Here is a 10,755-nt window from a genome sequence, read left to right as displayed (position 1 = left end):
TGTTTCATTCGAAGGATTTTCATCATAAATTATCCTGAAATGGGTAGTTAATTTGTAATTGATCAATCACTCCAATTAGCTAATATTTAATGTAATTTCAATCCTAAATAATCGTAATTTTAATAGAAAAGGTGGTTGACTTTCGGTGTAAATAAATGTGTTTATATGTGAGGGTGAAATATTCATAACGTATAAACTATACCAATGTCCTTATAAAGGGAATTTTGGAGATTTTTCCTTAAAAATCATGGAAAAACAGGAGCTATTTTAATCTTGGGAATCCGTAATTTGGAGATATAATTTGTACGATATATGCCAAGACCGATTTTAAAAATAGGACACCTTAATCACTGGGTCATAGCTCTGTTTTTGGGCATTCAGGGATTTCCTCAAAGCACTGAAATAAATAGTCATAAAGATCAATTGAAATCTTTGGGAAAAGATAGCCTTACAGTGGCCTATTACTATGAATATGGAAGTACTTTTGAAAATAGCCTACCAGATACCGCAATGTATTATTATAATATGGCTAGGAATCTATCCACGGAGATTAAATACAGAAAGGGGGAAGCCTCCTATGCCAGTCATGCCATAGAAATCCTTAACGATCAAGGGAAATTTAGGGAATCCCTGGACCTAACATTGGAGGCATTACGGATTTATGAGGAAATAGGAACCGTAAAGGATTTGGCCATAGCCAATTTAAATGTGGGTAGTGAATGGCAATACCTGTCCGATTTTCAATTGGCCGCGGAATATTATCTCAAAGCCATGAAATTGGCTGAGGAGATTGGGGATAAAAGACTTCAACGTATTACAAATAATAATTTGGCGTCCATCTTTATTAATTTAAAGGAGTATGTAAAAGGACTTGATTACGCTAATAAATCACTAATTATAGCGAAGGAATTAAAAAATGAATATGCAATTTCTTCATCTACTTTAAATATTGCCACGGCCCAACTATATTTAAAAGAATATGATAATGCTTTGGCCAACTATTCCGAAATAGAAAAAATTGGCTTACAGATCAATGATTTTGAAGTTATTCTGGATGGTTGGCTGGGTATGGCCGATGTCTTTAGTGCAAAAAAAAGTATCCCCCAGGCGTTGGATTATTATATGAAGGTCATCGACTTTTCAAAGGAAAAATTGGCACTTGAATATGAAATGTATGCCTATATGGGTATTTCCGATGCCTATGTTTACCTCGAGGATTATGATGAGGCCGAAAAGTTTATTTGGAAAGGTATAGACCTGGCCCAAAAATTGGGTTCAAAATATGAGTTGAAGGACTTGTATTTAAGGGCTTCCGGACTAAAGGAAAAGACCAAGGATTTCCAGAAAGCGTTGGAGTATTACAAGCAGTATGAAACTCTTAACGATTCTATTATTGGCGAGAAAAGTATAACCAACATCAATTTATTGGAAGCCAAATTTGATTCTGAAAAGAAAGAAACCATGATCAATAATCTGGAGACGGAAAAAAAGATCAACCAGCTGGCTATACAACAAAAGAGTTCCTTGAACTATCTATTAATTGGTGCCATTGTCATGGTTGTCGTAATTAGTTTTTTGGCCTTTAGAAATTATAGCCATAAACAGAAGCTTAATCAGCAACGCATCAATGAGCTGGAAAAAGAAAAACAACTAACGGCTACGGAAGCGGTTCTTAAAGGAGAGGAACAGGAACGAACGCGTTTGGCCAAGGATTTACATGATGGATTGGGGGGCATGCTCTCTGGAATAAAATATTCCTTTCAAACCATGAAATCTGACCTCATAATGACGCCCGACAATCAAAAAGCTTTTGCAAGGAGTATGGATATGCTGGACAGTTCTATTCAGGAAATGAGAAGGGTGGCACACAATCTGATGCCGGAATCGTTAGTGCGGTTTGGTTTGGATATCGCTTTGGAAGACTATTGTAAAGGCATAAACAAAAGTGGAGCCCTACAGATAAATTACCAGTCCATTGGATTAAAAGACCATAAATTTGAACAAACTACAGCCATCACTATATACCGTATTATTCAGGAATTGATCGGCAATACCTTAAAACATGCGGCCGCAAAAAATGCAATTGTCCAGGTTACCAAATCTGACAATTTATTAACTATTACTGTTGAAGACGATGGTAAGGGTTTTGATATTCGCCTATTGAACAAATCAAAAGGAATGGGATGGATAAATATAAAACACCGAGTGGATTTTTTGAAGGGAAAGCTCGACGTAAATTCGAAAGAAGGAAATGGAACCTCTGTTCACATAGAATTTGAAATCTAAATGGATACCAAAATTTTTATTGTCGACGACCATTATATGATCATTGAAGGCATTAGGTCCTTACTTCAGAATCAAAATGGGATTGAATGGATAGGACATGCCATGAATGCGACTTCGTGTATAGCCTTCTTGGAGCAACATGAACCAGATGTGATATTAATGGATATTAGTCTTCCGGACAAGACCGGAATAGATCTGTGCTTGGATGTAAAAACCAAATACCCAGACATCCATGTCATAGGTCTTAGTACCTTTAATCAGAATAGTTTTATTCAAAAAATGTTGGACAATGGAGCTTCGGGTTATATATTGAAAAATGCCACACGCGAGGAATTGGTGTATGCCATTTCAACGGTTCTTAATGGTGAAAAATATTTAAGTTTTGAAGCTGAATTGGCAGTACAAAAGAATGAAAATTCAGTTATTCCAGTAATTACAAGACGGGAAAAGGAAGTCCTACTCCTTATAGCGGAGGGAATGACCAATAATGAAATTGCTCAAAAACTTTTCATCAGTACTACGACAGTGGATACCCACCGAAAAAACCTATTAAACAAATTTGAAGTAAAAAATACGGCCTCTTTAATTAGAGTTGCTACAAAGAACCAATTAATATAATACAATTGGTCTTTGACTTTTCATTTTTCAATTTTTCTGGGTAAAAAACCGATCGTTCAATAAGAAATGAAGTCTAAAAGTGTTACTATGTGATTAATTGGTTAATTTAATACAGAAAGTTTGATTAAATAAATTGAAGGCTCATAATTTAGAAAAATAAATCGCGGGAATGTTATCCAGAATAACAACTAACGGATATTATCTATTTTTTTTGACCATTGTCCTGACCATATTACTGGCAGGCTTAGGTTCGTACGGATTGGCGGAGACCAGTGAAGCCAGATATGCCGAGATTAGCCGTGAAATGCTAAATTCCGCTGATTATCTCAATCCAAAACTTCTAGGTATTTTTCACTTTCATAAGCCTCCCATAGTCTATTACATTACTACCCTCGGCTATCGTATTTTTGGAATTAACGAGTTTGGCGCCAGGTTCTTTCTACAAATTGCTATAGTACTTCAATTAATCTTTGTTTACGGTATGGCGAACTTACTCTACAAAGACAGGAAAATAGCTTTTATGTCTGGATTGGTATATTTTGCTATGCCCATTGTATTAATATCCAGTCGTAATTTAACTACGGACGCATATCTTACCACTTTTATCTTGGGCAGCCTTTTTTGTTGGCAATATTATACCTCAAAAGGAAAGTTGTTGGGACTCTATTTATTCTATTTTTTAATGGCAATTGCGTTGCTAACCAAAGGCCCAGTGGCCCTACTATTTATTTTGATCTATATTGTTGTCTATAAATCAATATTTAAGCGGAGTTCAAAAATTAATATTCATCATATTTTAGGAATATCGCTTTGTCTTATTCTTGGCTCTAGTTGGTATGTTATGGTTGTTTTGGGCAATCCCGGTTTGTGGGATTATTTTATAGAAAAGCAACTTTTATCCAGAATGGCGTATAAATCATTTAACCGCTCCAAACCATTCTGGTTTTACATACCCTTAATCATCGCTCTAGTGCTTCCTTGGTGGTGGATAATACCACATCAATTTAAAAAGAAAGGAAAGAAAATCCTGAATATGGGAAGGGAGGATAGGTTATTACTGATTTCAATGGGTTGCCTTTTCTTGATTTTTTCAATCTTTAAGAATAAAATGGTCCTTTATATCCTACCGTCTTTTTGGTTGGTGGCCATTTTAATTGCTGCACAATTGATTAAGGCTACAAAAGCAATCAGGAGTACTTTGAACATGGTATATGCAGCCCTGATGGGTTGTTTGTTCACGGGTATTCTAGCTTTGTGGATTATAAAACCAGATTTCGTTCAAATTTCTACCGGAACATTAATTAATAGCTTTATATCGCTGATAGTCCTAGCTGTAATTTATTTTCTTGTGGATAATCTTAGACCAGAAAAGCCAGCGATATTAGGTGCAGGTTTTGGCGCAGCTTTGATTTTAATTTCAACTTCGTTAATGGCTCATAATGGTCCAACCTTTAATTCGACCAAAGAATTAATGGGATATATTAACAATGTAACTCTCAAAACCCATAAGACAGTTGTTGTGTATGATTATCTCCTTTCCTCTATACCTATCTATTCTGATGCGCATCAAATTACCTTAAAGTTAAAACATAACACAACAAATAGGGAAATACAATTTCAAAATAATGATGATTGGAAGGAATCTCTTTGGGACATAAATGATCAAGTCATGGTTTCGCGTTTGGATTCACTCTCCTATAGTCCAAATACCTACTTACTTATTGATAAAAAAAGGGGGTTCAAGGATGGTTTAAAATACTTGGAACCTCATTTCAAGAATCGCAAGGTGTACCAGAATTGGCTAATATTATTTAATAAATAGCGATTTCCAATTTCGCCCAACCACTTCTTATTCTGGTTTTATAGTTTTTGTCTAGGCAGGCATATAGACTATTTAATACCTTAAAATTAGTTTGCCAAGATATGGTCCCACTACAATATCTGCAATTTCATTTTCTCAAATCCGGCTTTGGAGGCGCCACAAACAGAACAACTGTAATCCTCGCCAAGGTCTTTAAATGCCGTTCCAGCGGGAATTTGGGATTTGGCATCCCCATAAGTTTCATCGTAAACGGTGAAACAGGAAGTACATTGATACACCTCTTTCAATTGGTCATCATTTGTATTCTTGGGGGCTTCTTTTTTTACCACTGCCCTGCCCAACTGATCGAAATAATTTTTACTAAGTTCCATTAAAAGACCGGGGAGTTCTATCTTATCCACGTCTTGGGCGTACACTTGATATTCTTGGGTGTTGGGATCAAAATTTCTGAAATGCAACACATTGTAGGTAGGCCTCACGGCAAAATCCTTAACTATTGTGGGCTGGGTGTTTTTTTCAATGATAACGGAAGAGAAATGGGTTCTTTTTCCCGTTTCATTACTTATTCCAAAGGTAAGACCGTAGGTACTTATATCGTTCTGGTCAAAACTAAGCACCAAGAATTTTTTTAACTCCAAAGCCTCCATGTCATCCACTGGGAGATGCCAGTTCATTTCCAATTGCGAATGACGAATATTTATTCCTTTTTGTCCCAAGAAACGTTCAAGTTCGGGCCTACTGGAACTTTTAACACCCTTGATTATGAATGATTTCCATGGTGTAATGCATATTTTTCCAATACTGTTGTCCAAGCAAAACCCACATAATTTTTTTAGAAAATCCAGATCGTATCTATTGTTTCTCCAATAAAGTCCCAACCAATATTCATCCAATCCCATCCTGTTCATTCCTTCATAATATGGAAATTTAATATAGGGAATCTCCAGTTCTCTCTCAATAGTCCTGTTGTTGGTATCCAATTTTTTATTGAGGACAAAAAACAGCTCATCTATATCCGCTATGTCAGTATATATTTCCTCAATGGCCTTGGCTACAGTATTAATGTCCCAGCTATAAATTAGTACGGGGTAGTAAACAGACTTTGCCCAGTGGGGCAGTTTAACGTTAAGATACCAATAATCCTCATTGTCCGATGCTATAAAGTTTAGGTTACCGCTAAAAATGGGAACCAAGCGCTGCTTGGGATCGGTAATATTGATCTTTAATTTTGGCAGATAATCAAAACCCTCCAAAATGTACAAATATGTAGAACCTTTTAGCCAGTAGGTCATTTCAAAAATATCGGCGGACACGTAGGAACATACTATGTTTTGATAGCTTCTATCGGCAATGATATCCGTATTAAATTTTGATATTTGTTCCAGTTGTTCCTCCTTGGCATTTTTTAAAGGAAACAATAGATCCAGTCGGGATCCAAAAAATACTTCCTTCAGCCCGCCCGCTTCCAACATGGCAATGATATCCTTAAGTTCTCCAGGAGAGGTTACCCCCCCTTTGATCAGTATTCTATGTAAATCATCATTCATAATATTGTGTTTTATGAAGTAACCGTTTGTAATTGTTTACGCAGGATATCCTGTATCTCGGGTTTGCAACTTCCACATCCCAATCCGGCCCCTGTTTCAGAACATAGTTTAGAGAAGTCCTCGCAGCCTCCGTTGATAGTTTCTATTAGATTGCCTTCCCCGACTTGACTGCAGGAGCAAACCAATTTTCCTTTTAAGGGAACGGAATTCGATTGCCCTCTTAGTAGCTCGTTCCGTTTTTCCGATAATTCAATTTCCTCTTCTATTAGTCTTTTAAACTCGGCAAACTCATTTTTATCCCCCATTAAAATGGCACCTTTTAAGGTGTCATCCTTAACTATACATTTCTTATAATATTTTTTGCTGACGTCCATCAGAATTATTTCCTCATAGCTACTGTCGTCCATGGGAGCATTCACCATCCCCAGACTACATAGGTCCAGATTTTCAAACTTTAGAATATTCATGAGTATGGACCCATTATAAATACTGCTAAAATCCCCAAAAATGTATTTTGCCGCAGTATCTGCCTGTTGCTCGGCGGCCGAAGTAATTCCAAAAAGTGCATTCCTAAATTCAGCAATTTCACCTAGGGCAAAAATATTGGGATCACTGGTCTGTAAATATTCATTGACTACCACTCCCCTTCCGGTTTTAAGATCGGTATGTTTTGCCAATTCAATATTGGGGCGTGTGCCAATGGCGTAAACTATGGCATTGCACTTTACGGTCCTTCCAGTTTTTAAGGTAATTGAGAGTGAATTTTTATCATCCCTTTCCTCAAACACCGTACTTACCTCATTGTCATAATAAACCTTGATTCCCCGATCATTGACATCCTCTGCCAAAAGTCGACTTGCAATTCTATCCAACTGTCTTTCCATTAATCTAGGGGCACGTTGAATAATACTGATATTAACATTCCTATTCTTAAGGGCCGCTGCCAACTCAAGGCCTAAAAGCCCACCCCCAACAATAACCACATGCTGTTCCTCCGCGGGAAGCCCTGTATCCTGTAAATATTTACGCAATTTATCGGCATCCCCGCGTTCTCTCATAGTAAAGCGACCGGGCATATTTATTTGTACCTCACTTGGCACAAAAGCGCGACTACCTGTGGCCATTATAAGGATATCATAGGTATGTTCTAAACCATTGTCGTCCATTATGGTTTTATTAGTCCTGTCTATTTGCGTTACTCCAATCCCAGAATGCAGGGTGATATTCAACTTTTGAAGTTCGCCTTTTTTTAATTTTTCCAAGGCTTCCCAAGTAAGTTCCTCGCTCACATATTCAGGGAGCAATACTCGATTGTAAAATGGATCTTTTTCCTTGGAGAATACATGGAGCTCATCGGTTTCATTTTTCTCCCTATAGGTTTGAACAAATCTATAAGCGGCAGCTCCCGCTCCGATAATGAGAATCTTCTGTTTGGGTTTTACATATTTAGCCACTTCTACGGCACAATATTTAAAATCGGGTTCTTTGGAAACTGGGTCAACCAGGTCATTGGTCAAATTATTGGCCCGTCCAAAATCGTTATTGAGCACTTTCCCCCAATGCATGGGAAGGAATACTACCTTTTCGCGAATGTCGAAATTCACCTTTACCTTTACCCGAACCGTTCCCCTTCTACTTTTTATGACGGCTATATCCCCATCCTTTAATTTTCGCAAATAGGCGTCCACCTTGTTCATTTCCAAATACGGATCGGGAATATGCGTCAATAGCCGCTTTACCTTCCCTGTTTTGGTGCGGGTATGCCATTGATCCCTTACCCTTCCGGTGTTGAGTATTAATGGATATTCAGGAGTTGTTATCTCAGACTTGTTGTAAAGTGAAGCAGGGGCGTTAAAGTGCGATTTCTTGTCATTGGTAAAGAATTGATAATCCGTAAACAATCTTGGGGTACCCATATGTGTGGCGTGTGGAACCGGCCATTGAAAACTACCTTCCCGCTTTAATCTTTCATGGGAAAGGCCTGTTATATCTATTTCGGTGCCTTTGGTTAAAAGGCAATGTTCGTCATACACTTCACTGGTATTTTTATAATCAAATCCATGATACCCCATTTTTTGGGCGAACTTCCATAATATTTCAGCATCCGGTAAAGCTTCCCCTGGGGCACCTATCACTTTGGGAAGATAACTTATACGCCTTTCTGAATTGGTCATTGTTCCATCCTTTTCCAACCAGCCGGCAGCGGGTAAAAGCAGATCTGCAAATTTGGTACTCTCGGAATTATGGGAAATATCCTGAACCACTACAAAACTTGCATTTTTTAATGCCCTTTCTGCCTTGTGAACATTGGGCATACTTACAATGGGATTGGTGCAAATGATCCAAACTGCTTTCATTTTACCACTTTCCAGAGCATCGAACATTTCGGTTGCAGTGTATCCGGGTTCTGATTTTATTTCTTTTCCTCCCCAGAAATCTGTCACCTCCTTACGGTGCTTGGGATTGCCCAATTCCCTGTGGGCAGCCAATAAACTAGCCATTCCACCTACTTCCCTACCCCCCATGGCGTTGGGCTGTCCCGTAAGTGAAAAAGGTCCGGCTCCTGGTTTCCCGATCTGCCCGGTAAGCAAGGACAGGTTCATTAAAGAAACATTTTTAGAGACTCCAATAACACTCTGGTTTAGACCCATAGTCCACATGCTTATAAAAGCCTTGGCGTTGCCAATATACATTGCGGCCTTTTTAATATCCTCCACGGAAACACCACACAGTTCGGCTGCCTTTTTTAAAGAAAGTTGAAAGGCACTTTCCTTTACAGCATCAAAATTTACAGTGTGCTTTTTAATAAAATTCCTGTCTATCTTTTTCTTTTCTATCAACCAACGGGCCATGGCGTTAAACAGAATAACATCTGTCCCTGGTAAAATCTGTAAATGTAGGTCTGCTGCAGCGCAGGTTTGCGTCTTACGGGGATCTACGACTATTATTTTTACATCAGGATTTTTCTCCTTATGATTTTCTATCCTTCTAAAAAGAATGGGGTGACACCAGGCCGGATTTGCCCCGGCAATAAGAAAGCAATCTGAAAGTTCTATATCCTCATATGAAATGGGCACGGAATCTTCACCCAACATTTTTTTGTAGCCCACCACTGCAGAACTCATGCATAGCCTGGAATTGGTGTCAATATTATTGGTGCCAATAAAGCCTTTGGTGAGTTTATTTACTAAGTAATACTCTTCTGTAAGACATTGACCCGAAACATAAAAGCCCACACTATCTGGGCCATGCTTTTCAATAATGCTCTTAAATACGGCTGCGGCCCTATCAAAGGCCGTATCCCAGGATACTCTTTGCAAAGGGTGGTTTCTACTCCATCTCATTTCAGGATACAAAATACGATCACTGGTATCCTGGGCTACATAATTGAGGTTTTTCCCCTTGGAACAGAGCATGCCCTTGTTCACCGGATAATCGGGATCTCCTTCAACACTAATATTGCCCTTGGAGTCCTGTTCTACCAAAATTCCACATCCAACCCCACAATAGGAGCAAATAGTTTTATGTTCGTTCTTTTTCTGCATAAAATCCTGGTATTAAAAGAAACCATTTAATAATGGTTTAAAATTACCAAATTAAGTATAAATACGTAGTATTTTATTGATAATAGTTAAGCAGAATATTGATGAAAAGACAATAAAAGTGATCGTATATTGGATATTACCGAATTAACACTTACCTAAATAAGCCATTGACTTAAGTAGGGTGGTAAATAATTACCGATCAGGTATAAGTTATACCAACTTATATTCCTGTGCTTTCTTCGCCAGGTCCATAAGGTTATTTACCCCCATCTTTCGCATTAGATTAAAGCGATGGGTTTCAATGGTGCGTTTGCTTTTTTGAAGTTTTTCCGATATTTGCTTATTGGTAAGCCCTGAAAGTACAAGCTCTAAGATTTGTAGTTCCTTACTTGTAATTCCAAAGGAGTTATTTCCATTTGTTGTTGGTAATTGATTCTCCTGCTTAGCCTTTCCTTGACTCAATAAATTGTTTACCAAAACATTGGAAATATCACCACTGAAATATTTTCCACCTTGTTCCACTGTGGAAATGGCCTTAAGAAATTCTGTTTTACCGGTATCCTTTAAGAGATAACCACTAGCTCCGGCATTAACCGATTTAAGGATATATTCTTCGGAATCGTGCATTGAAAGTATAATACATTTCGTTGTAGAAGAATGTTTTTTAAGTTCCTCTACAGCTTCTATGCCATTCATTTCTGGCATTCGGATATCAATTATTAAGAGATCAGGATTCTTGTCCAGTACCATTTTAACGGCCTCCTTACCATTGGAGACTTCTCCGATCACCACATAATTTTCATCTTCCTCCAATAATGCACGAATTCCATCCCTTACCAAGGAATGGTCATCAGCCAATACAATACGCGTAGTTTTATTCACAATTGTTATTTTCTTTCCAAACAAATATAGGATAAAATTAAAACTAAGTATTCAT

6 protein-coding genes are annotated in these 10,755 nt (G+C 37.9%); 3 read left to right on the top strand and 3 right to left on the bottom strand.

Translation table 11 applies throughout. From position 1 onward, the window contains the following. The first annotated feature begins 312 nt into the window (after positions 1-312). The 3 genes from H4O18_RS11110 to H4O18_RS11100 all read left to right on the top strand — a co-directional run bounded on the left by H4O18_RS11110 (position 313) and on the right by H4O18_RS11100 (position 4,726). Positions 313-2,286, top strand: coding sequence for a tetratricopeptide repeat-containing sensor histidine kinase (locus tag H4O18_RS11110; RefSeq protein ID WP_187584496.1), 1,974 nt, complete (start codon positions 313-315; stop codon positions 2,284-2,286). After that, the gene (locus H4O18_RS11105; RefSeq protein ID WP_187584494.1) at positions 2,287-2,904 is read left to right on the top strand and encodes a response regulator; all 618 of its coding nucleotides are present in this window, start codon (positions 2,287-2,289) and stop codon (positions 2,902-2,904) included. 169 nt (positions 2,905-3,073) lie between these two features. Then, the gene (locus H4O18_RS11100; RefSeq protein ID WP_187584492.1) at positions 3,074-4,726 is read left to right on the top strand and encodes an ArnT family glycosyltransferase; all 1,653 of its coding nucleotides are present in this window, start codon (positions 3,074-3,076) and stop codon (positions 4,724-4,726) included. 110 nt (positions 4,727-4,836) lie between these two features. On the opposite strand, the gene H4O18_RS11095 is transcribed toward H4O18_RS11100, so the two are convergent. The 3 genes from H4O18_RS11095 to H4O18_RS11085 form a co-directional block, all read right to left on the bottom strand. Beyond that, positions 4,837-6,273 carry a rubredoxin gene (locus H4O18_RS11095; RefSeq protein ID WP_187584490.1) on the bottom strand — a complete coding sequence of 479 codons (1,437 nt, stop codon included), beginning with the start codon at positions 6,271-6,273 and terminating at the stop codon, positions 4,837-4,839. An 11-nt stretch (positions 6,274-6,284) separates the two neighbouring features. Continuing rightward, a complete protein-coding gene (locus H4O18_RS11090) occupies positions 6,285-9,818 on the bottom strand; it encodes a nitrate reductase (protein ID WP_187584488.1) in 3,534 nt (1,177 codons plus the stop codon). A 210-nt stretch (positions 9,819-10,028) separates the two neighbouring features. Next, positions 10,029-10,700, bottom strand: a complete 672-nt coding sequence (locus H4O18_RS11085) for a response regulator (protein ID WP_187584486.1) — start codon at positions 10,698-10,700, stop codon at positions 10,029-10,031. Positions 10,701-10,755 lie beyond the last annotated feature (55 nt).

It is taken from the genome of Arenibacter arenosicollis (genome assembly GCF_014397245.1).
Classification (GTDB): domain Bacteria; phylum Bacteroidota; class Bacteroidia; order Flavobacteriales; family Flavobacteriaceae; genus Arenibacter; species Arenibacter arenosicollis.
Note: the sequence above shows the minus strand (reverse complement) of the source record. Positions and strands in the feature narration are given on the sequence as shown.

Coding starts and splice junctions, on each gene's coding strand:
- H4O18_RS11110 (WP_187584496.1), top strand. CDS start 313: ATGCCAAGACCGATTTTAAAAATAGGACACCTTAATCACTGGGTCATA.
- H4O18_RS11105 (WP_187584494.1), top strand. CDS start 2,287: ATGGATACCAAAATTTTTATTGTCGACGACCATTATATGATCATTGAA.
- H4O18_RS11100 (WP_187584492.1), top strand. CDS start 3,074: ATGTTATCCAGAATAACAACTAACGGATATTATCTATTTTTTTTGACC.
- H4O18_RS11095 (WP_187584490.1), bottom strand. CDS start 6,273: ATGAATGATGATTTACATAGAATACTGATCAAAGGGGGGGTAACCTCT.
- H4O18_RS11090 (WP_187584488.1), bottom strand. CDS start 9,818: ATGCAGAAAAAGAACGAACATAAAACTATTTGCTCCTATTGTGGGGTT.